The organism is Streptococcus sp. Marseille-Q6488, assembly GCF_946902925.1.
Taxonomy (GTDB): Bacteria; Bacillota; Bacilli; order Lactobacillales; family Streptococcaceae; genus Streptococcus.
This window is the reverse complement of record NZ_CAMPPZ010000008.1, coordinates 119317-142282: the sequence shown is the minus strand read 5'-3', so window position 1 is coordinate 142282 and position 22966 is coordinate 119317. Positions and strand designations below refer to the sequence as shown.

At 36.7% G+C, this 22966-nt stretch carries 25 protein-coding genes; 7 read left to right on the top strand and 18 right to left on the bottom strand.

The genetic code is table 11. The annotated features are described in order from the left end of the window. Positions 1-33: 33 nt before the first annotated feature. The 8 genes from OVN23_RS03980 to OVN23_RS03945 all read right to left on the bottom strand — a co-directional run bounded on the left by OVN23_RS03980 (position 34) and on the right by OVN23_RS03945 (position 8357). The gene (locus tag OVN23_RS03980; protein ID WP_173213327.1) at positions 34-1122 is read right to left on the bottom strand and encodes a glycerol dehydrogenase; all 1089 of its coding nucleotides are present in this window, start codon (positions 1120-1122) and stop codon (positions 34-36) included. 17 nt (positions 1123-1139) lie between these two features. Beyond that, positions 1140-1808, bottom strand: coding sequence for a fructose-6-phosphate aldolase (locus tag OVN23_RS03975; protein ID WP_049524614.1), 669 nt, complete (start codon positions 1806-1808; stop codon positions 1140-1142). Between the two features lie 18 nt (positions 1809-1826). Further along, on the bottom strand, positions 1827-4265 hold the full coding sequence (locus OVN23_RS03970; protein WP_173249794.1) for a glycyl radical protein: 2439 nt from the start codon (positions 4263-4265) through the stop codon (positions 1827-1829). Between the two features lie 161 nt (positions 4266-4426). Continuing rightward, complete coding sequence (locus OVN23_RS03965; protein WP_153210277.1) at positions 4427-5716, bottom strand: PTS sugar transporter subunit IIC; 1290 nt, start codon at positions 5714-5716, stop codon at positions 4427-4429. Positions 5717-5732: 16 nt separating this feature from the next. Beyond that, a complete protein-coding gene (locus OVN23_RS03960; protein WP_173213322.1) occupies positions 5733-6041 on the bottom strand; it encodes a PTS sugar transporter subunit IIB in 309 nt (102 codons plus the stop codon). Positions 6042-6086: 45 nt separating this feature from the next. Next, positions 6087-6407 carry a PTS lactose/cellobiose transporter subunit IIA gene (locus OVN23_RS03955; RefSeq protein ID WP_173213320.1) on the bottom strand — a complete coding sequence of 107 codons (321 nt, stop codon included), beginning with the start codon at positions 6405-6407 and terminating at the stop codon, positions 6087-6089. Positions 6408-6623: 216 nt separating this feature from the next. After that, positions 6624-7598 carry a sugar-binding transcriptional regulator gene (locus OVN23_RS03950; protein WP_173213318.1) on the bottom strand — a complete coding sequence of 325 codons (975 nt, stop codon included), beginning with the start codon at positions 7596-7598 and terminating at the stop codon, positions 6624-6626. A 12-nt stretch (positions 7599-7610) separates the two neighbouring features. Next, positions 7611-8357 (bottom strand): DeoR/GlpR family DNA-binding transcription regulator, encoded by a 747-nt coding sequence (locus OVN23_RS03945; RefSeq protein WP_000824973.1) that lies wholly within the window; start codon positions 8355-8357, stop codon positions 7611-7613. A 121-nt stretch (positions 8358-8478) separates the two neighbouring features. On the opposite strand from OVN23_RS03945, the gene OVN23_RS03940 reads away from it, so the two are divergent. The 7 genes from OVN23_RS03940 to OVN23_RS03910 all read left to right on the top strand — a co-directional run bounded on the left by OVN23_RS03940 (position 8479) and on the right by OVN23_RS03910 (position 16057). Further along, positions 8479-9255 carry a glycyl-radical enzyme activating protein gene (locus OVN23_RS03940; RefSeq protein ID WP_000406173.1) on the top strand — a complete coding sequence of 259 codons (777 nt, stop codon included), beginning with the start codon at positions 8479-8481 and terminating at the stop codon, positions 9253-9255. 173 nt (positions 9256-9428) lie between these two features. Next, on the top strand, positions 9429-11078 hold the full coding sequence (locus OVN23_RS03935) for a sensor histidine kinase (protein ID WP_267240605.1): 1650 nt from the start codon (positions 9429-9431) through the stop codon (positions 11076-11078). Then, a complete protein-coding gene (locus OVN23_RS03930) occupies positions 11071-11844 on the top strand; it encodes a response regulator transcription factor (RefSeq protein WP_173253140.1) in 774 nt (257 codons plus the stop codon). Before OVN23_RS03935 ends, OVN23_RS03930 begins: the two co-directional genes overlap by 8 nt. A 111-nt stretch (positions 11845-11955) precedes the next feature. Next, entirely contained in the window at positions 11956-13002 is a 1047-nt protein-coding gene (locus OVN23_RS03925) for an ABC transporter substrate-binding protein (RefSeq protein WP_000731166.1), read from the top strand. Positions 13003-13014: 12 nt separating this feature from the next. Further along, complete coding sequence (locus tag OVN23_RS03920) at positions 13015-14106, top strand: ABC transporter ATP-binding protein (protein WP_049521551.1); 1092 nt, start codon at positions 13015-13017, stop codon at positions 14104-14106. Then, complete coding sequence (locus tag OVN23_RS03915) at positions 14096-15754, top strand: ABC transporter permease (protein WP_173219278.1); 1659 nt, start codon at positions 14096-14098, stop codon at positions 15752-15754. The genes OVN23_RS03920 and OVN23_RS03915 overlap by 11 nt, the downstream gene beginning before the upstream one ends. Before the next feature lie 111 nt (positions 15755-15865). After that, complete coding sequence (locus OVN23_RS03910; protein WP_267240604.1) at positions 15866-16057, top strand: hypothetical protein; 192 nt, start codon at positions 15866-15868, stop codon at positions 16055-16057. On the opposite strand, the gene OVN23_RS03905 is transcribed toward OVN23_RS03910, so the two are convergent. The 10 genes from OVN23_RS03905 to infA all read right to left on the bottom strand — a co-directional run bounded on the left by OVN23_RS03905 (position 16054) and on the right by infA (position 22917). Next, a complete protein-coding gene (locus OVN23_RS03905; RefSeq protein WP_173219275.1) occupies positions 16054-16746 on the bottom strand; it encodes a histidine phosphatase family protein in 693 nt (230 codons plus the stop codon). The two genes, OVN23_RS03910 and OVN23_RS03905, sit on opposite strands and share 4 nt — an antisense overlap. A gap of 232 nt (positions 16747-16978) precedes the next feature. Continuing rightward, positions 16979-18502 (bottom strand): N-acetylmuramoyl-L-alanine amidase family protein, encoded by a 1524-nt coding sequence (locus OVN23_RS03900; RefSeq protein WP_173219272.1) that lies wholly within the window; start codon positions 18500-18502, stop codon positions 16979-16981. Between the two features lie 17 nt (positions 18503-18519). After that, entirely contained in the window at positions 18520-19857 is a 1338-nt protein-coding gene (locus OVN23_RS03895; protein WP_173219269.1) for a PFL family protein, read from the bottom strand. 9 nt (positions 19858-19866) lie between these two features. Beyond that, positions 19867-20133 carry an ACT domain-containing protein gene (locus OVN23_RS03890; RefSeq protein ID WP_000644124.1) on the bottom strand — a complete coding sequence of 89 codons (267 nt, stop codon included), beginning with the start codon at positions 20131-20133 and terminating at the stop codon, positions 19867-19869. Positions 20134-20397: 264 nt separating this feature from the next. Further along, on the bottom strand, positions 20398-20784 hold the full coding sequence (gene rplQ, locus OVN23_RS03885; RefSeq protein WP_000331493.1) for a 50S ribosomal protein L17: 387 nt from the start codon (positions 20782-20784) through the stop codon (positions 20398-20400). Between the two features lie 11 nt (positions 20785-20795). Further along, positions 20796-21731: a DNA-directed RNA polymerase subunit alpha gene (locus OVN23_RS03880; RefSeq protein WP_061746340.1), complete on the bottom strand. Its 936-nt coding sequence runs from the start codon at positions 21729-21731 to the stop codon at positions 20796-20798. Positions 21732-21773: 42 nt separating this feature from the next. Then, positions 21774-22157 carry a 30S ribosomal protein S11 gene (gene rpsK / locus OVN23_RS03875; RefSeq protein ID WP_001118385.1) on the bottom strand — a complete coding sequence of 128 codons (384 nt, stop codon included), beginning with the start codon at positions 22155-22157 and terminating at the stop codon, positions 21774-21776. Between the two features lie 17 nt (positions 22158-22174). Continuing rightward, a complete protein-coding gene (gene rpsM / locus OVN23_RS03870) occupies positions 22175-22540 on the bottom strand; it encodes a 30S ribosomal protein S13 (protein ID WP_000090781.1) in 366 nt (121 codons plus the stop codon). A gap of 17 nt (positions 22541-22557) precedes the next feature. Beyond that, positions 22558-22674, bottom strand: coding sequence for a 50S ribosomal protein L36 (gene rpmJ / locus OVN23_RS03865; protein WP_001808836.1), 117 nt, complete (start codon positions 22672-22674; stop codon positions 22558-22560). 24 nt (positions 22675-22698) lie between these two features. Then, positions 22699-22917, bottom strand: a complete 219-nt coding sequence (gene infA / locus OVN23_RS03860) for a translation initiation factor IF-1 (RefSeq protein ID WP_001029883.1) — start codon at positions 22915-22917, stop codon at positions 22699-22701. Between the last annotated feature and the right edge of the window lie 49 nt (positions 22918-22966).

Below are 22966 nucleotides of genomic sequence, written 5' to 3'. Positions count from 1 at the left end.
GACTACCATTTGTAAAACAGTAGTCTCTATTGTTTATTGCGAATTTACATATGCATCTACAGCGATAATGGCTTGTGCAACATCTGAAGGCGAAATCTTAAACGGCATCTGATGGATTGTCTCACCCTCCATAGTTGCTTGTTTACCAACTTTTATTAAATCATCATATCCAACTTGATCCAAATGCATTTCTTTTAGAGTTGTTGGCATACCAATTTTTTTGTAAAACTCAATATACTTATCAAGTTCTTCTTTAGGTCTATTTTCCAATAAAAGTTGTACCAAAGTTCCATAAGCTACTTTTTCACCATGTGTTAAATGATGAATGTCACCCGTCAATGCAGTAAAACCATTATGAATTGCATGCGCCGCAGCCAATCCTCCACTTTCAAAACCTAGGCCACTCAATAGAGTATTAGCTTCAACAATATTTTCTAATGCTGGTGTCACCACTTTAGCTTCACAAGCTGCCATAGCCTGTAAACCATCTGCAAACAGCGTTTCTTCACATTTCTTCGCAATTGCAACTCCAGCCAACGTTTGTTCTTGTCCCAACATAGTTTTTCCATTTGCCTGCATAACTGCACGCGCCTCAACCCAAGTTGCTAAACCATCTGCAATACCAGACGCTAATAAACGCTTAGGAGCTTGTGAAATAACTTTTGTATCAACCAAAACTAAATCTGGATTTTTAGAATAAAATAGATAATGATCAAATGCACCTTCATCTGTATAAATAACAGATAAAGCAGATACAGGTGCGTCGGTCGATGCAATTGTTGGAGCAATAATAACAGGTTTTTCAATCAAATCTGCAATAGCTTTTGCACTATCAATCGTCTTTCCACCACCGAGCCCGATAATACTATCACAATTTTCTTTCTCAGCCAAGGCAACAACTCGATTGATTTCATTGTCAGAAGCTTCACCATTAAACTGGGCTAGAACAATATGGAAACCATACCTATGTAGGTAATCTTCAAATCGTTTTCCAACAATATCATAAACCAACTGATCGCATAATAGAATCGGACGATTTCCCAAATCCAATATTGATTTGGCATTTTCGAACAAGGCATTTTCCCCTTGAATATATCTCGAAGGACTAGCAAAAATTCTCATGTTTGTTTCCTCTCTATCTAAATGGAACGACTATTTTGAGTAACAAACCAGTCGTCAGAAAAATCATCAACCGCCTTTTGGATAGATGGCATGGCGAAAGCTGATTCAAAAACATCTGCTCCTGCTGTAACAGCATGCGCACCTGCAGCTAAAGCATTATTTACTTGTGCTACATTTTTAAAGGATGCAGCTAAAATCTTACTAGGAGAGTTCTGTCTATCAATAGCAAGAGCTAATTGACGAATGACAGAATTTGAATCAATGTTCAGATTTTCCATTCTATTATAATATGGAGCTAGGTAATCCGCTCCTGCTTCGATAGCTAATAATCCCTGAATAACTGTATAAATAGCTGTTGCAGTGATAGGGTAGCCCTCTTTTTTTAGCACCTTTATTGCACGTAATCCAGCTGGAGTAACAGGTACTTTGATAAATATATCATCTCCTGCTTGTCTCCGAATTTCATGAGCATCCTTTAAGATGCCTTCAAAATCTTGAGAAATCACCTGAACATGAATAGAGGGTGCAGAGCCAATCAATTCTCTTACATCTTTGATTCGTTCAAAAAAATTAATAGAACCCTCTCTTTTTGCAATAGTGGGATTTGAAGTTACCCCAGCTAGCGGTAAAATTTCAGACCACTTTTTAATCTCATCTAAATTTAATGTGTCAAGCATAAATTCCATAAAAAGAACCTCTTTATTTTACAAAGTATGCTCAGTACGTCCTATAATATCATCTTGGGTTGCCTTAGAAAGAACATTGAAGAATGCAGAGTATCCTGCAACACGAACAATTAAGTCTCTGTGTTTTTCAGGATGTTTCTGAGCGTCAATCAACGTCTCTCTGGAAACAACATTGTATTGAATATGGTACCCATGTAAACGATTAAAGAATGTTCGTAACAAAGCAATTAGTTTTAATTTATCTTCTTCTTTGGCTAAGGTTTGAGGATTTACTTTCTGATTTAAGAGAACCCCACCTACGATTTCATCTGTTGGTAATTTTGAAACAGATTTTAAAACAGATGTAGGGCCGTGTTGATCCATATTATGTGATGGTGAACAACCCTCTGCTAACGGTGTACCCGCGTTGCGTCCATCTGGAGTTGCTAATGTTCCACGTCCCTGCCCTACGTTGGCTGAGATAGAAGATGTTCCTGAATAACGAATTCCTCCAATAGGACCTCTTCCATAACGTGTATTAGGATATTTAGCAATTTCATCAACATAAATGTCATAAGCAGCAGTAACCAATTTGTCAGCATAATCATCATCATTACCGTACTTAGGTGCATCATGAATCAACATTTCTTGAATGACCTTACCTTCTTCTCCGGCATAATCTGTTTCCAGTGCATGCCAAAGCTGACTTGGGCTTATACGTTCTTCCTCAAATACCAATTTTTTAATTGCAGCTAATGAATCCGACAAATTTGCAATTCCAACTTGCAAACCTGATATATAATCATATACTGCTCCACCTTCTTTAAGGTGTTTTCCACGACCAATACAATCATCAGTCAATGCTGAACATAGAATATCAGGAACTTCTCGTTCCAATGATAAATCAATAGAATTTTCAACAATAACACTCATTCGTGTCAAATATCTTAGTGTTTTATCCCAAGCATTTTCTAATTCAGAAAAGTTCTTCATATCCTTAAAATGACCAAAGCTTGGTGCAAACCGTTTACCCGAAGCCGGATCAATTCCATCATTCATCGTGATAAGTAGAACCTTAGGGAAGTTCATATAACTCATACCTGTGCAACGATAGCCCCATTTCCCTGGAACTGCCGTTTCAACACATCCAATGGCACTGTAATCATAAGCATCATCTTCCAATACTCCTTTTGCAATAAAAGAAGGAATAATAATCTCATCATTATTAAATGCAGGCATACCAAAACCAAGTTTCATCACTTCAATACACTCATTCATGAAACGAGCATCTAAACCTGCATGGTAACGTACAGTTAGATTAGGTTGCGGTAGATGGGTTTGTGCAACTGATTTTAATACCAAATAAGATAATGGGTTAACAGCATCCTTCTTATCTCGAGTCTGTCCACCAATTGTAACATTTTGATATAAAGGACTTCCTGCTGAAGAAAATGTATGTGCTTGACTGCGAACCTTATTAATTGTAATTGTCTTAATCCAAAGATTTGTTAGACGTTCAACAATGCTATCTTCTGTTTCTTTACCACTTTCTAAATCAGCCTTCATATATGGATACATATATTGATCAAAACGGCCATATGAAAGAGAGTGGCCATTAGATTCAATTTGTAAAATACATTGAATAAACCAGACTGATTGAATAGCTTCTGCAAAAGTAGTTGCCGGCTCATATGGGACTCGAGAGCAAATATCTGCAATCTCAAGTAATTCTTTCTTACGTTTAGGATTTGCATTTTCGGCTAAACTTTTAGCAAGAGCAACAAAGCGATTTGCATATACTTTAATAGCATCGATTACGATAAATATAGAGTCGTAAAAATGATATTTATCAATACTTGCTGGATCTGTTAAATCTAGCGCTGCTTTCGATTTACGAGCCCGCTCTTCAAAACCTCTTAAACCAAATTGCAACAATTTCTGATAGTTAACTGCTAAGTGAGCATCTCCAGAATTCATCTTACCTTCCATACCGAAGAATCCTGTTTCCATATAAACAGACACTTCTTCAGGTAATAAGGCACCAGCTCTCGCACGTAAATTATTATTTTCCCAAAACGGAGCAATACTTCTAAGTTGTTCTTTTGTTTCTTCAGTAATATAGAAAACATCTCCATCACGCTTTTCAAAAAGATCCAACTCATTGAGAACAAATTCTAGCGTATATTCTGGAAAAATAGGAGCATCTTTATTGGAAGAAGCTTGATTTCCCGCAATCATAGATTCTTCTTCGATATAGATAGTCATATTTTCCAAAATTTCTTTGAGCATATAGGCGCGTTTTAGGACATTAGGTTGTTCCTTATATCGATCATAAGCGCGTGTTGCTAAAACTGCTCTTTCAGCATCAATATAAGGTTTTTTATTTAAAACATCTTCTCGATATTTGTTCATCCTTTCAGTAAGGCTGCCAAAATATTCTGTCTTGATTGTTGTTCTTGCTACTTCTGTATTTACCATCGTAAGCACCTTTCTTTCGAAAATATTTTTGTTTCTTTCGAAAATATAATACCTGATTTTTTAGAGAATTTCAAGCTTTTAACTAGAAAAACTTTAACTCTCTAATTTTTAGCACAAATGTGTGTGTTTAATGACAATACACAAATGTTTTTTTAGAATTATCATGCTTCATTCTGATAAGCTAAACGATCCTGTACTTTAAAGAATGGGAAATAAACTAATGTAGACATCGCTAATATCACCAGCTGAGTAATAACTCCTTGCCATCCACCAACCATAAATCCTGATATAATAGCTGGGGTGCTCCAAGGTAATGTAACTCCTGAAAATGGCTGCATGAAACCTGTTGCAATAGCTCCATATACTATCACAGCTGCAAGTACAGGAACAAGAATGAAAGGTACAAACATAACTGGATTCATAACAATTGGAAATCCAAATACAACTGGCTCATTTACGTTAAATATTGCTGGAAAGGCTGCTACTTTACCTAACGCTTGGTACTGTTTCGATTTTGCTGCAAAAAGCATCGCAACTACAAGACCAAACGTAATCCCTGAACCAGATAGAATTAAAAATGAATCTAAAAACTGTTGGGTAACAATATGTGCTCCATTTTCTAATGATAGATTACCAGAGGCTAACATAGCTTTATTAGCATCAAGATTAGATAAAAGCAGAGCTGTCACTACTCCATTTACTACCGATTGTCCATGGACACCAAACCACCATAAAAATGATATAAAGAATGCAATTCCAATTGCACCATACAAAGATCCAGTTAAACCTTGCAATGGAACTTGAATAGCAGAATAAATCATTTCTATGAATGTTCCGCCATTAGTCAATGAGCTCGCTAAAATATATACAATCATAGAAAGTAAGAAAATTACAAATGCTGGAATCATTGCTTCAAACTGTTTGGCAATAGCTTGTGGAACTTGTTCTGGCATCTTAATAACAATTTTTCTCTTTATAAAGAAGGTATAAATACTTCCTACTACCAAACCTATAATGATAGCACCGATAATTCCTTGACCTCCAAACCAAACTTTACTAATAGCATCCCCAATTGCCTCACCTTGTTTAGGGATATAAGATGATCTTAGCAAAATAAAGAATGCAGATACAGATAGAACCCCAGCTGGCAAAGCCTCTACTCCGCTATTCTTAGCATAAGAATAGGCAATTGAAAAACAAGAAATTAGACCCATAATCGCAAAAGTTCCTGAATAGACTTGCATAAACGGCTCTGTCCAATTTGCTCCAAATACACTAGCAATGCTCTTGTTTAATCCTTCAAATGGCAATTGTCCCATAATCAAGAATAAACTACCAACTACTGTCAATGGCAAAATTGCTAACATACCATCTTTTAGAGCTATAATACCACGCATATTCACAAATTTCATCATTGGTGCAATGATTTTCTGAACATCCATCTTTGCCATAATAAAACTCCTTTTCTTACCCACTAATCAAAGATAGGGCCAAATCTAATACTTTTTTCCCATCTAACATACCATAGTCCATCATCGGAATAACAGCTATCGGAACATTACACTTATCACAAATTTCTTTTGACTTATCTAATGTATAAGCAACTTGCGGTCCCAATAGTGCGACATCTATATTTGGGGCATAATCAGCTAATTTAGACTGAGAAAACGCCTCTATTTCTGCTTCAACTCCACTAGATTGCGCTGCAATTTTCATATTATTTACAAGCATACCAGTAGAAAATCCTGCTGCACAAAACAAACCAATCTTCACCATTATATTTTCCTCCTCTATGTTAATAACAATGACAATACTCTAGTATTATTTTTTTTGAAGTTCTTTTCTCAAACTAATAATTTCTTTGATTAAATTAATCTCCGTCATACTAGTCATGAGATGATCTTGTGAATGAACAAAGAGAGCTGTTATTTCTGTCTTTGTACCAGACGCTTCCTGGGCCAAGAATTTTGTTTGTAGATTATGGGCTTCTAATAAAGCTGCATCAGCTAACTGGATTTCTTCTTCACATCGTTCACATGTACCGTTTTTTATATAATCTAACGCTTTATAAATATGTTGTTTCGCATCGCCAGCATATAAAATTAAACCCATGATAATTTGATCTGGAACAATCATTTCCATAAATTCCTCCTCATTTCACTATGTAAAAAGCTTTTTTCATTTGAAATTTTAAAATTTTCTTTTGTAACTATAGAATACAACTACATAATAAACTTGTCAATCTAAAAACAACAAATAAACAATTTTTATTTATATAAGCACAAATGTGCAATCAACTAAAAAGAAAAAAGAAAAAAGAAAAAACGATAAACTGATATCAGTCTATCATTTTCACTCTCATAAAATATTTCGAAAAGAAAAATCACCATCTTCTTCTAAAACTTTTAAAATTGTATTTTTATCTGTAATCAGATGATTTACTAGATTAGCACGCAAGACAGAAAGAATCGCAGATACTTTCGTATCACCATAAGCAACAGCTAAACTTTGAGGAATATTTTTTAAATCTTCCAAAGAGATTGCTATCGTTCTTTCCTGTAAGTTCTCATAAACTTCTTTACCTTTTGAATCAAAGAATCGACAACAAATTTCCCCTACAGTTTTAACTTTTGTCAATTCTTTAAAGTCATCCTCTGTAAGCATGTCTAACCATTGATGTTTTCCTTTATTACTAAAATCACCAATCCCAACCACAACTATATCTAAATCTTTCCAACTGTTTTTCAAATCTTCAAAATATCTTGATTGCAAAATACCATCTGCTAACAATTTATTTTCTTGCACAATTGTTGCATTCATAAATGTACACTCTCCATGAAATTTTCTAGACATTTCATAAATCAGTGTATTCACATGGTATTTAGCGTGTATATGACTAGGACCACCTGCTAGAGGATAGAAGTGAACATTTCGGACACTTTTGCTGTGAATTAAATCTACTAAATTACTTAAACTTTTCCCCCAAGAAAAGCCAATTTTCATATTATCATCAATTAAATTCCTAAGGACACCTGCTGCAACTTGAGAAATTCTTTCAGATAAAATTGTTGGATTGTCATCAAATTCATTTGGAATAATTTCTAAACTTTCCAGACCATATTTTTCTTTTACATAATTTTCCAACTTAAACATATTGGTATCAAAATTCTCTATTTCAATTTTAACAATTCCTGCATTCCTTGCTTCTGTTAACATTCTACTAATAGAGGTTCTATAAATTCCTAATTTTGCTGCTATTTGTGACTGATTTAAGTTTTCAATATAATACAGATAAGCAATTTTAGAGAGCAGTTTATTCCTATCTTGATTCATACACTTAACCTCTTACGAAACTACCTTAACCATTATCCCAGCATTTTCTAATGTAGCTATATTTTGTTTAGAAAGTTTTTCGTCTGTTATTACTTCATAGACTTGACTTAAAGCAAATCTTCTTACTGTACCCCTTTTATCAAATTTACTTGAGTCAGTTAGCACAATGACTTTATCCGACGCTGCTGAAATATATTGAACTACCTCACTGCGCATTAAATCTTTTCCTGTAAAGCCCATCTCTTTATCGTAGCCATCTGTCCCAACAAAAGCTTGACGCACATGAAAAGTCTGTATCATTTCTTTTAATAAAGGTCCTACGGTAACCTGTGAATCTTTCTGAAACTCTCCACCAAGAACAATAACACGACATGAATCATAACCTCTTACAAAATTTGCTATAAAAAATGAATTTGTTACAATAGTGACATTTCTTTTTTGCTTGCAAATTTCCTCAGCAAGTAAAGCACAGGTTGAACCAGATTCTATCATTATTGTTTCATTATCTGATACCAATTTTACTGCTTCTTGAACAATTTTTCTCTTAATTTCATAATTAATTGACAAGCGTACATTTAAGTCATCTCCACTATTTAACACAGCATATCCATGCTCTCTGTGTAATAAGCCTTTTGACTCTAATTTATCTAAATCTTTTCTAATCGTTACTTTCGATACATTTAATTTTTCCGATAATGTATTAACATCAATCTTTTCATATTCTGATACTAATTTAATAATTTGTTCCAATCTTTTCATTTTACACCTCCGTTTTATTCTACCAAAATAAAAAGCAAAAAACAACAAATTAAACTTTCGTTCGTAATTGTTTTTCTTTCGTTTTTGTGATAGGATAGAATTATAAAGAGGAGGAACTCTTATGGAAATATCTAAAGGAATTATTTTTAATATTCAACACTTTTCAATTCATGACGGTCCGGGTATTCGTACAACTGTTTTTTTAAAAGGATGTCCTCTGCGCTGTCCATGGTGTTCTAATCCTGAATCTCAAAGAATGAAACCTGAAAAAATGAAAGATGCTCAACGAGAAAAATTCACTTTAGTAGGTGAAGAAAAAACTGTAGAAGAAATTATTACAGAGGTATTAAAAGATAAAGAATTTTACGAAGAATCCGGTGGAGGTTTAACTTTATCAGGGGGTGAAATATTTGCTCAGTTTGAATTTGCTAAAGCCATCTTAAAGTCAGCTAAAGAACATCACATACACACTGCCATTGAAACTACTGCCTTTGTTGATCATGAAAAATTTGTTGATTTAATCCAATATGTGGATTTTATCTACACAGACCTAAAACATTATAATTCTATAAAACATAAAAAAGTGACTGGAGTTTTTAATCAAATGATTATTAAAAACATTCATTATGCTTTTTCTCAACATAAAACTATCGTTTTAAGAATCCCAGTTATCCCTGATTTTAACAATAGTTTAGAGGATGCAGAAGAATTCGCTACTCTATTTAACTCATTAAATATCGACCAAGTTCAACTACTCCCTTTTCATCAATTTGGTGAAAACAAATATCGTTTATTAAATCGGAAATATGAAATGGATGGAGTCAACGCACTTCATCCTGAAGATCTTATTGATTATCAAAAGGTATTTCTGAACCATCATATTAATTGTTATTTCTAGTTCATTTCCTTGAAATGCTCTAGCTATTTGCAGATAACAAGCATCTATAATACATACTTAACTTCTCAAAAGGTTTAGCCAAAAATTTTAGCCAAACCTTTTCTATTTTACCTTGCTCTAGAATTTTTAAACTGCTATACTTATAACAGAAAACCCTTCCAAGGAGGTAGCGGATGTCTCATTCCTTTAAAAAATCTCTCCAAAAAGAAATTCTCCATAGAAGCTCTATCGCAGCCTTTGTGACCTCACTTTTACTACTCATTTTACTTTTTGGTTTTTCCTATTTTTTACAAAAGCAACAACTCTCCAAAGACACGAGACAGATTGTCAAGCAGGTTCAAGAGATGAAAGAAGCCAATAATGAGCTCCTGACTACCATGAACCATAAAATGATTCTTGGATTTTTGGACGGCAAACACACAGAGAGAGAAGTCTTTAGCTTATTTTACGAGACAAAAGCTAAATTAAAACTTACTTCTGACCTCATTATCCTAAGTGATACAGGTGAATTACTATTTAGTACCAATCGAAATCATCAAGAAAGTATTTTATCTCCCTACTATCTAAAACTGCTCATTCAAAATCCTTCTCAAGATAAAGTTACAGAAAAAATTGCACTTTCTTCAGATAAGCAACATTACACACTCTTTATCAAACCACTACTTCAAAACCAACGAGTTAAGGCCTATACTATTGCTTTCGTAAATGAGAATGATTTCATCTCAAGTTTCCCAATGATCAATTCCAAATACATCATTACCGATAGCTTTGGAAATATGTTCTCCAACAATACAAATCAGTTTACTCGTTCCACTCTTGAAAAATTGGATGAAAAACTCCTACACTCTCGCACCCACTGGTATGCGAATGAACCGCTTATTGTTCAAAAAGAAAAAGTCGGTGCTATTTTTTCAATCTATACTTTTCAATCCTTTTTTCCCATTCCTAGCTTACTCGGTCTAGCCTCCGTCCTCACCTTATGTATATTCTTCCTCTACTTCTGGCAAGCAAGACGAATTGCTCATAAAATTGCCACACACAATGCTGTTCCTATTGAAAGTTTGGTTTACCAACTTCAAGAAATTCCTAAACAAGCAGAAAAAAGGCTTTCTCTACAAACAGGTGATGAGTTTGAGTTTATGGCAGAAAAAATCAACAATATGTTGTACGAATTAGATCAACTTCATCAAAAAATGTTGACCATCGAAAAAGAAAAGTGGATTTTTGAAAGAAAAATGCTGGAAGCTCAGTTCAATCCTCATTTTCTCTACAATACACTTGAGACGATTAAAATCACTTCTTTAATGGATGCAGATCTCACACAAGATCTGATTCAAAACCTCACGCGCATTCTTCGCTACAGTATCACCGATTTAGAAAAAGAAACAACCATTTGTCAGGATTTAAAGATTATAGAGGATTACCTTATTATTCATAAGATTCGTTTTGAGCACTTTTCTTATGATATTGTCTGTCCAGAAACTGTCGATAATCAGCCTATACCTAAGCTTTTCTTGCTTCCTCTCGTAGAAAATGCTATAAAATATGGGATGCAATACCGTATTGATCTTCATATAGATATCCAAATTACCTTGGAAGCAGATTCTCTGACTTTTTTAGTCAAGGATAATGCTGGAGGACTCACCAAACAAGAGCGACTCGCTATTTTAGACTCTTTAGAAAGCCCTCATACCCAGCATGGCATCGTTAACAGCTATAAACGATTGAGCAATTTCTTTTCTAATGTCCAGCTAGATCTAGGAGTCAATCGCCAAGGAGAAACTTGGGTCAAATTTATAACGAAAGGACTAACTCATGTTTAAGCTTATTATCGTAGAAGACGAACACCTCATCCGAAAATGGCTAGAGATTGCCGTAGACTACTCTGCCTTGGGGATCCAAGTCGTAGGAACTGCCAGTCACGGTCAAGAGGGAATGAAACTCATCCAAGAAAAAGAACCTCATATTGTCTTAACAGACATCACAATGCCAATTATGGATGCTTTTATGATGTTCGAAGCCACTCGTACCCTTTCCTATGAAAAAGTTATCTTATCAGGTTATAACGATTTTCAAAATGCCAAAAAAGCCATGCAATACGGAGCAGTTGATTTCTTATCCAAGCCAATTGATACCAAGGAATTGACAGAATGTCTTCAAAACATTGTTTTGCGATTACAAGGTAGCACCTATCAAGAAACTCCTTTTTTAGAAGAATATCAAACTTTACTCACCTCTATCCAACAGGTTGATACACAAAACCAAATCATTCAACAAATTATTTCCTTTGTCCACAAGCATTATGCAGAGCATTTTACGATTGCGACTATTGCTGAAGCTTTAAGCTATAGCGAAAGCTATCTATATAAAGTGATCAAAGAAGACTTCCCCATGACTCTAAATGAATATATCTTACAATATCGTCTGAAACAAGCTATAGATAAGATGGCTGAATCTCCCAACTCCCCTCTAAGCGACATCTCTGATCAAGTTGGATTTTCAGACTATAAATATTTTGCTAAAGTATTTAAAAAGTATCTCCATATTTCCCCAAAGGAATTGAAATCACTCGGAAGAATAGTAAAATAAGCTATTCTTCTTTTTGTAGAGAATTTTACTCTAATAGAATAGAATTGTCGGTTTTAAAAACGCTTACACTGTTTTAAAATAAACTTAAATAACACAACGGAGGTATCCATCATGAAAAAGAAATGGATGTATTATGCTGCTTGCGGACTAGCTCTTTTTGGTCTTGCTGCTTGTTCTTCTAATGAATCTGCCGATGGCGGTTCATCTGATAAAGGAGACGGCGGTTCGCTAGTCGTTTATTCACCAAACTCAGAGGGCTTAATCGGAGCAACTATTCCTGCCTTTGAAGAAAAATATGGTATCAAAGTAGAACTGATTCAAGCTGGTACTGGAGAACTTTTCAAAAAACTAGAGTCAGAAAAAGAAGCTCCTGTAGCTGATGTCATCTTTGGTGGTTCTTATACACAATATGCTACCCACGGAGAACTCTTTGAAAACTATACTTCAAAAGAAAATGATAATGTTATCAAAGAATATCAAAACACAACTGGTTACTCTACACCTTATACACTAGATGGTAGTGTTTTAATCGTCAATCCTGATTTAACGAAAGGCATGAACATCGAAGGATATAGCGACCTTCTCAAACCTGAACTAAAAGGAAAAATTGCAACTGCTGACCCAGCAAACTCTTCTAGCGCCTTTGCTCAATTAACAAATATGCTACAAGCTCAAGGTGGTTACAAAGACGATAAAGCTTGGTCTTATGTAAAAGATCTCTTCACACTTATTGATGGGAAAATCGGTTCAAGTTCATCTGGTGTCTATAAAGCAGTCGCTGACGGAGAAATGGCTGTTGGTCTCTCTTATGAAGATCCAGCAGTTAAACTCTTAAATGACGGAGCTAATATCAAGGTAGTCTATCCAAAAGAAGGAACCGTCTTCCTACCTGCTAGTGCTGCTATCGTTAAAAAAGCTAAAAATATGGAAAATGCCAAGAAATTTATCGATTTCATTATCTCTCAAGAAGTACAAGATACACTTGGTACAACCACTACTAACCGTCCTGTTCGTAAAAATGCTAAAACAAGCGAAAATATGAAACCAATTGACAAAATCAAAACACTCACTGAAGATTATGATTATGTCATCAAGAATAAATCAGATATCGTTAAGAAATACAACGAAGTCTTTACAGATATCCAATCTAAACAGTAAAAGAGGTTCACTATGAGTGAGATCAAAATTATTAACGCCAAAAAAATCTACCACGATGTCCCTGTTATTGAGAATTTGAACATTACAATTCCAAAAGGAAGTCTCTTTACCCTTCTTGGACCTTCAGGATGTGGGAAAACGACCCTTCTTCGTATGATTGCAGGTTTCAACAGTATCGAAGGCGGAGAATTTTACTTCGATGATACAAAAATCAATAATATGGAACCCAGCAAACGCAATATCGGAATGGTTTTTCAAAACTACGCTATTTTCCCACATTTGACTGTTCGAGATAACGTCGCTTTTGGTCTCAAACAAAAGAAGGTTCCAAAAGAAGAATTGGTCCAACAGACCAACAAGTATCTTGAACTCATGCAAATTGCTCAATATGCGGATCGAAAGCCCGATAAACTTAGTGGTGGACAACAACAACGGGTCGCTTTGGCACGCGCCTTAGCTGTTAATCCAAGTGTTCTCCTCATGGACGAACCACTTAGCAACCTAGATGCCAAACTTCGCTTGGATATGCGTCAAGCTATTCGAGAAATCCAACACGAAGTGGGAATTACAACTGTTTATGTAACCCACGACCAAGAAGAAGCTATGGCTATTTCAGACCAAATTGCTGTTATGAAAGACGGAGTCATCCAACAAATCGGCCGACCAAAAGAACTCTATCATAAACCAGCTAATGAGTTTGTAGCAACCTTTATCGGACGTACAAATATTATCCCTGCCACTCTTGAAAAACGGAGTGACGGCGCTTATATCGTTTTTTCAGATGGCTATGCTCTTCGAATGCCAGCCCTTGATCAGGCTGAGGCACAAGCTATTCATGTAAGCATCCGTCCTGAAGAGTTTATCAAAGATGAATCTGGAGATATTGAAGGAACTATTAGCGATAGCGTCTATCTTGGACTAAATACGGAGTATTTCATTGAGACAGGTTTTGCCTCAAAAATTCAAGTTAGCGAAGAATCAACTTTTGAAGAAGATCTACAAAAAGGCGATCGTATTCGTCTACGAATCAATACTCAAAAATTAAACGTCTTTTCTGCAGATGGTTCGCAAAACCTGATAAAAGGAGTCAACCATGGAACGTAAAAAACTAAATATTTGGACAGCCTCCTCTTTCTTCATCTTTCTTACCTATCTTGTCTTTCTGGTTTATCCTATCGTTACCGTGCTCAAGCAAGCACTCATACATGAGGGACAATTTTCACTAGCTAATTTTGTCACTTTCTTTAGCAAAGCCTACTACTCTGAGACACTCGTCAACAGTTTCAAGGTTTCCATTACCGCTACTGTCACTTCCTTAGTCGTAGGAACCTTATTAGCTTATCTCTTCTCTATGTATGATTTCAAAGGAAAGAAATTTCTACAAATATTGATTATCATTGCTTCCATGTCAGCTCCTTTCGTGGGAGCCTACTCCTGGATTCTCTTACTGGGACGAAACGGGGTCATTACTAAATTCCTGACAAATGCCCTTCATCTTCCAGCTATCGATATTTATGGATTCAAAGGAATTGTACTTGTCTTTACACTGCAACTATTCCCACTGGTATTTCTATACGTTGCTGGGACAATGAAAAGTATTGACAATTCTCTACTTGAAGCTGCTGAAAGCATGGGGTCCTTCGGATTTAAGCGTATCGTAACGGTTGTTTTACCTCTCCTCGTTCCAACCTTACTAGCTGCTGCCTTGCTTGTATTTATGAGAGCATTCTCAGACTTTGGAACGCCTATGTTAATTGGTGAAGGATATCGGACTTTCCCCGTCTTGATTTATACCCAATTCATTAGCGAGGTTGGAGGAAATTCTGCTTTTGCATCTGCTTTAGCCATTATGGCGATTATCATTGCCTTGGCAATTTTCCTTATCCAAAAATACATTGCAAATCGCTACAGTTTCAGCATGAATTCGCTCCATCCAATTGAGCCTAAAAAAACTACAAAAGGAAAAATGGCTGCCATTTATGCAACAGTCTACGGAATTATCTTTATCTCTGTTTTACCTCAAATTTACTTGATTTATACTTCTTTTCTAAAAACATCAGGTATGGTATTTGTCAAAGGTTATTCTCTAAACAGTTACAAGGTAGCTCTCAATCGTATGGGCTCTGCTATTTTCAATACCATTCGTATCCCTTTGATTGCCTTAGTTCTAGTTGTTCTATTTGCAACATTTATCTCCTACCTAGCCGTTAGAAAACGGAATTTGTTTACAAACTTAATTGACAGCCTCAGTATGGTTCCTTATATTGTACCAGGAACCGTTCTAGGGATTGCCTTCATTTCTTCCTTCAATACCGGTCTATTTGGAAGTGGATTTCTTATGATTACTGGGACAGCTTTCATCCTGATTATGTCCCTATCTGTCAGAAGATTGCCTTATACTATTCGCTCATCTGTTGCTAGCTTGCAACAAATAGCACCAAGTATTGAAGAAGCCGCTGAAAGCTTAGGAAGTAGCCGTCTCAATACCTTTGCCAAGATTACAACTCCAATGATGCTATCTGGTATTATTTCTGGAGCCATCTTATCTTGGGTCACAATGATTTCAGAACTCTCTACTTCTATCCTCCTCTACAATGTCAAAACAAGAACAATGACTGTAGCCATTTATACAGAAGTTCTCAGAGGAAATTACGGTGTAGCCGCAGCCTTGTCAACTATCCTCACTGTTCTAACAGTAGGTTCCTTGCTCTTGTTCATGAAAATCTCTAAAAGCAACAGCATTACACTTTAGTTTCCCCCATCAAAAACAGCCGAAAGGATTACCCTCGGCTGTTTTTTCTTATCTTGATATTCTTATCAAATCCCTAGTTCAGAGCAAGCAAGTCTAGACTGATTATACTCAATGAAAATCAAAGAGCAAACTAGGATACTAGCCGCAGGTTGCTCAAAGCACTGTTTTGGGGTTGTAGATAAGACTGACGAAGTCAGCTCAAAACACTGTTTTGAGGTTGTGGATAGAATTGACGAAGTCAGTAACCATATCTACGGCAAGACGACGTTGACACAGTTTGAAGAGATTTTCGAAGAGTATTAAATAGAGGCTTCCTCCATCTTTTCACGTCCTAGTTCTCGGTAACTACGGTCACCAACAACCTCAACGCTAAACTGGCCATCCTCATATTCAAGTATCGTCACGCTACCATTATCGAGACCATGCGGATGCATACCATTAATTAGATAAACAATGGTTCCGATGGTCATTCCATGGCTGACGACAAGGGCGTTGCCCCCGCCTTGTTCTTCCATTTCTTTGGCAATCGCTTCAAAACCTTCTTTGATGCGGCCACTGAGTTTTTCCCATCCTTCAGCCCAACCAGCTGTATCAACCTCTACCAAGCCCTCAGCCAGTTCAGCATAAGACAATTGGTGAACGTGGTCCACATTAAAGATACGAGGAATAATGCCCATGAAAAGATCACCATCATAAGCTCCGTCAAAGCTACCAAAACACCATTCTCTGATCCGCTTGTCCATTCGATAAGGGATTTTTTCCTGCAAACCAAGTTCTTCAAGAATAATTCCCATAGTCTGAATGGTGCGACCAGAATCACTGGAATAAGCGCGCTCAAACTGTAGACCAGATTCTCGCAAACCGATTCCTAACTCTTGAATCCCTCTCTCACCTTCAGCCGTTAAGGGAGTATCGCTCCAACCTTGCGCTCGACCAATCGTGTTAAACATAGTCTTGCCATGACGTACCAAATACAATCGTACTTTTACCATTTTCCGTCCTCCATTTGTTTCTATTATATCATGGATGATAAAACAAAAGCCACCCAGACAGGTGACTTTTGCAGGAGATTATTATGAAAAAGTTTAGGAGTTCTATTAAATAAAGATATTAGATGAAAATCAAATTCAAACTAAATCAGTGTTATCTGTTTCAAATAATATTAGGAGGTCTTTATTTAATGATTATAGTATACACAGATAACCTTAAATAGAACTTAAAAAATTATACCCACTCACCTTTTTCATTTACTTTATAGCCATTAATGGTCATATTTTTTGCCAATTTCCCATCAGCTAACAAGTAATACCACTTATCTCCATCCTTAATCCATTGGTTACGAGCGTACTTACCATCTTGGTTCAGATAATACCAACTATCATACTGAGAATCAAATACCCACTCACTCTTAGCCATGTAACCGCCACGTTTTAGGTAGTATTCGCCCTGCCAAGCTTTCTCCACATAACTACCAGTTGAATCTACATAAAACCAGCTCTTATAATCTTCATCATAAATCCATTCACTAGCAGCCATTGAAGCATCTGCTTTTAGATAATAACGGCCTACCCAGCGGTTTCTTACAAGGTTACCCGAAAGGTCATTATAATACCATTTGCCAGACTCTTTAAACCACTTACTTGCTTGATGATTTTTCTTAGCCTCTCCATTAGAGGTAACGATAGACTGAGATGAAGATGAAACTGTGGCTGATGTAACAGTGGAAACTGCTTGAATAGCCTCTTCTTTTGTCACCTTAGGCTTAGCTTTTCCTTGGTAAACATCTTCGATACGCTTAGTAAATACAGATAACTCCTCAGGAGATAGCATGTGTACGAACTCAGGTTTCTCCTCATGTAAAAGACCAGCTTCTTTCCTTATTTTATGTATCCCTTCTTCAACTATATCATCAATCTTACTAAACATAGAAACCTTTTCTGCTTTAGAAAGTGTATCATCATTACTAATAGCTGTCTTCTCCATAAAGGCAACAGCATTAATTTCCCGTATATTTTTTTCCTTAGGTACTGTAGAAATCGGATAATGATTGTTAGATAAAAATAGAGAAACTTTCTTAAGATAAGTATTTAAATTATCTTGATTATTAAATAAAGTTAAATACTTATCACTATCAACATATAAACCAGATTGATGAAAACCAGGTGCGTAGTAGCTTGAAACTCTAGCTAACATTTCTTTTTTCTCTAATTCTGTATAGTGAGAATCATTATTTATTTGAGAAATTACCAGATTCATTTTCTTTAGTATAGCAAGTTCAGCAACAATATACTTCATTCTATGACCAAAAAAATTATCTTTTTCTCTATAACGATCAATGTAGTTTTTTTTAGATTTGTTCTTAAACTCTGATAAAATATTTGGTAACTCTTCCAAAGGAATTTTTCCTTCTAAACTATACTTCCTTATATATTCTAACTCTCCCATGAAATCTTGTAACCTATAATTAAGTTCTTCTCTTAATTTATCTCTAATAGAGCTTACATCACTCTTGGAAAAAGAAACTGTATCCCAGTCTCCTTGATCAACCTGTTCAAAGATATTTTGTTTAATCAAATCAATTAAAAATTGCTTCGTTTCCTCAATTTTTTTATTAACCTCTTCTGGACTCACACTAGTGGTAGTTTCATGGCTTTCTTCCTGCGCAGAAACTACTTGACTGGCAAAAGTTGGGACTAGTAAAGTTGACAGTCCTAAAGCTACTAAAGCATGTTTCATTTCTTTTTTCATCATTTTCTCCTATTTTCTTAATTTTTAAAACTATGAATTGGTGCCGGGATTTGTCCTCCGCGAGAGATGAAATCGAAAGACGAAGCCCCATTGACCTTCATAACAGGTGCAGTTCCTAATAGACCACCAAACTCAATCATATCACCTTCTTTTCCTTTTGGAATGATACGAACAGCTGTTGTTTTCATGTTAATGACACCAATTGCAGCTTCATCCGCAATCATAGCCGCAATGGTTTCAGCTGGTGTATCCTCTGGGATAGCAATCATATCCAAACCAACGGAACAGATAGCCGTCATAGCTTCTAGTTTTTCCAGATTAAGAGAGCCATTTTGCACTGCAGCAATCATTCCTTCATCCTCTGAAACAGGGATAAAGGCACCAGACAAACCACCGACTTGGTTGCAGGCCATAACTCCGCCCTTCTTAACTTGGTCATTCAAGAGAGCCAAGGCAGCCGTCGTTCCATGCGTACCAACTGTCTCTAGCCCCATTTCCTCAAGGACACGCGCCACAGAATCTCCAACCGCAGGAGTTGGCGCCAAACTCAAGTCCACAATACCAAACTCGACACCCAATCTCTCACTGGCCATTTGACCAACCAATTGACCGATACGAGTGATTTTAAAGGCAGTCTTCTTAACTGTTTCGGCTACTACGTCAAAGCTCTCTCCTCGAACTTTTTCCAAGGCACGTTTCACCACACCAGGACCAGAGACACCGACATTGATGATAACATCTGCTTCCCCAACACCATGGAAGGCACCTGCCATAAATGGATTGTCCTCAACAGCATTAGCAAATACAACCAGCTTAGCTGCCCCCATATCAGAAAGATTTGCCGTTTCCTTGATAATACGTCCCATATCTGCCACAGCCGTCATATTAATACCAGACTTGGTTGAGCCAATATTAACTGACGAACAGACCTTATCCGTTTCAGCCAAAGCGCGAGGAATAGAATTGATGAGAATCTCATCTCCCTTTTGATAACCTTTTTGTACCAAGGCAGAGAAACCACCAATAAAGTCCACTCCAATCTCTTTCGCAGCCTTATCAAGCGCTTTTGCCAGAACCACGTAGTCTGTTGCATCTGTCGCTGCCCCAATCAGAGAAATAGGAGTCACCGATACACGCTTATTAACGATAGGAATTCCCAACTCAGCTGCAATTTCGTCGCCAACAGCCACTAGATTAGCCGCCTTGGTCGTAATCTTTTGATAAATTTTCTCCGCAGCACGATTGATATCTGGATCAATACAGTCTAATAGGGAAATCCCCATGGTAATAGTTCTGATATCGAAGTTTTGCTCCTCAATCATAGCAATGGTTTCAGTAACTTGTCTAATATCCATGTGCACCTCCTAGATATTATACATAGCTTCGAAAATCGCTGCACTCTGAATATTGATTTTTACATTCAAAGTTTGCCCAAAAGCTTCAAATTCATTACGAAGATAGGTAAAATCTTGCTTTTCATCGCTAGAGACGACAGCCATCATCGTGAAATATTCATCCAAGACAGTTTGGGAGATATCGTCAATATTCAAACCCAATTCTGCAATTTTACCAGAAACACCTGCAACAATTCCAGATTTATCTTTACCAACAACAGTTATAATCGCTTTCATAAGCAAACTCCAATTCTTCTTTTAATAGGAAACCTGAACATTAAACAGGATTCTTTTCAAATAGTATAGCATAATTCCAACTAAAATACTCAAAAACGCCTGCTTACGAAGTTGTTCTTAAGAAAAAAACAATTTCGTAAACAAGCGTCTACTATCCCAACTTATGATGAGTGTTCCCGCTAGGACCGAAATCCTAGCGGTAGACCAGAGCTAGACTAAGAGCACAAGACTCCATCATCATAACACTCAACAAAATTGATGATTTTATACTAATTCGATGATCGCCATTGGCGCTGCATCACCACGACGTGGTTCAGTTTTAAGGATACGAGTGTATCCACCGTTACGTTCAGCATAACGAGGTGCGATTTCTGAGAACAATTTTTGAAGTGCTGTAGTAGAAGTGTACTTGTCAGTTGCTTCATCATAGTTTTCAGATGCGATTTCATTACGTACGAAAGCAGCTGCTTGACGACGTGCATGCAAATCACCACGTTTACCTAGAGTAATCATTTTTTCAACAGTTTTACGGATTTCTTTAGCACGAGCTTCAGTTGTCACGATTGATTCGTTGATCAAAAGGTCAGTTGTCAAATCGCGAAGCATTGCTTTACGTTGTGAGCTAGTGCGTCCTAGTTTACGGTAAGCCATGTATTCCTCCTTTATTTATCTTTTAATCCAAGACCCAAATCAATGAGTTTGAGTTTCACTTCTTCCAAACTCTTGCGTCCAAGATTTCGTACTTTCATCATCTCTGCTTCAGATTTTTCTGTCAAATCATGCACAGTATTGATACCGGCACGTTTCAAACAGTTGTATGAACGCACAGACAAGTCCAGTTCCTCAATCGTACGATCCAAAATACGATCGTCAGATTCAGTATCAGCTTCTTTCATCACTTCAGTTGACTTAGCAATCTCAGTAAGATTTGTAAACAAATCAAGATGTTCTGTCAAAATACGTGCTGAAAGCCCTAAAGCATCTTCTGGAATAATTGTTCCATTTGTCAAGATTTCAAGGGTTAATTTGTCAAATCCATCATTGCTACCTACACGAGCAGGCTCCACTTGATAGTTGACTTTTGTAACTGGTGTATAAATAGAATCTACAGCAAGTGTTCCAACTGGTGCATTATCCTTTTTATTTTCATCAGCAGGCACATATCCACGACCACTGTTAACAGTCATAGTCGCTTTTAGCGAAGAACCTTCACCGATTGTAAAGAGATAATGATCTGGATTTACAATTTCAATATCGCTATCTGTCAAAATGTCACCAGCTGTTACTTCAGCAGGACCTTCAACATCTAGTTCGATGATTTTTTCGTCTTCAACGTACGATTTCACTGCAATTCCTTTAATGTTCAGAATGATTTGCATCACGTCTTCACGAACACCTGGAACTGTGTCAAACTCATGTAACACACCATCAATGTTGATAGATGTCACAGCTACTCCTGGTAGAGAAGCTAGAAGTACACGACGAAGAGAGTTACCAAGAGTTGTACCGTAGCCACGTTCAAGTGGTTCGATTACAAACTTGCCATAATCTTTATTTTCATCAATTTTTGTTATATTTGGTTTTTCAAACTCGATCATTTAGTTACTCCCTCTTAAACGAAAAGCAGTGTAATGCGATGATTATACACGGCGACGTTTTGGAGGACGAGCACCATTGTGTGGCACTGGAGTCACATCACGAATTGCTGTTACTTCAAGACCAGCGGCAGCAAGCGCACGAATAGCTGACTCACGACCAGAACCTGGACCTTTTACAGTAACTTCAACTGATTTAAGACCGTGTTCTTGTGCAGATTTAGCAGCAGCTTCAGAAGCCATTTGAGCAGCGAATGGTGTAGATTTACGAGAACCTTTGAAACCAAGAGCACCAGCTGATGACCAAGCAATTGCATTACCATGCACATCAGTAATCATAACAATAGTGTTATTAAATGTAGCGTGAATATGAGCAATACCAGATTCGATATTCTTTTTCACACGACGTTTACGTGTTGGTTTAGCCAAGACTTTTACCTCCTATATTATTTTTTCTTACCAGCAATCGCAACAGCTTTACCTTTACGAGTGCGAGCGTTGTTTTTAGTGTTTTGTCCACGGACAGGAAGTCCACGACGGTGACGGATACCACGGTATGAACCGATTTCCATCAAACGTTTGATGTTCAAGTTTACTTCACGACGAAGGTCACCTTCAACTTTGATTGCATCCACTTCACGACGGATAGCATCTTCTTGATCTGATGTAAGATCACGTACACGAACATCTTCTGAGATTCCAGCAGCAGCCAAAATTTTCTTAGATGTTGCAAGTCCGATACCATAAACATAAGTCAATGAGATTACTACGCGTTTGTCATTTGGAATGTCAACTCCAGCAATACGAGCCATGTTTTCTCCTTTCTATCTTATCCTTGACGTTGTTTGTGTTTTGGATTTGCTGGGCAAATTACCATAACACGACCATTACGACGAATAACTTTACAGTATTCGCAAATTGGTTTGACCGATGGTCTTACTTTCATTTCTTATCCCTCCAAGTTTTTCGATTATTTAAAGCGGTAAGTGATACGTCCACGTGTCAAGTCATATGGACTCATTTCGACAGTAACACGATCTCCCGCTAAAATACGAATATAGTTTTTACGAATTTTACCAGAAACTGTTGCTAAAATCTGATGTCCATTTTCAAGTTCAACCGTAAACATTGCATTCGGCATTGTATCAACTACTTTGCCTTCAACTTCAATCACATCGTCTTTTGCCACGCAAAAGCACCTCCATAAATTTCGATTCGATGCCTCTAGACACAGAGAC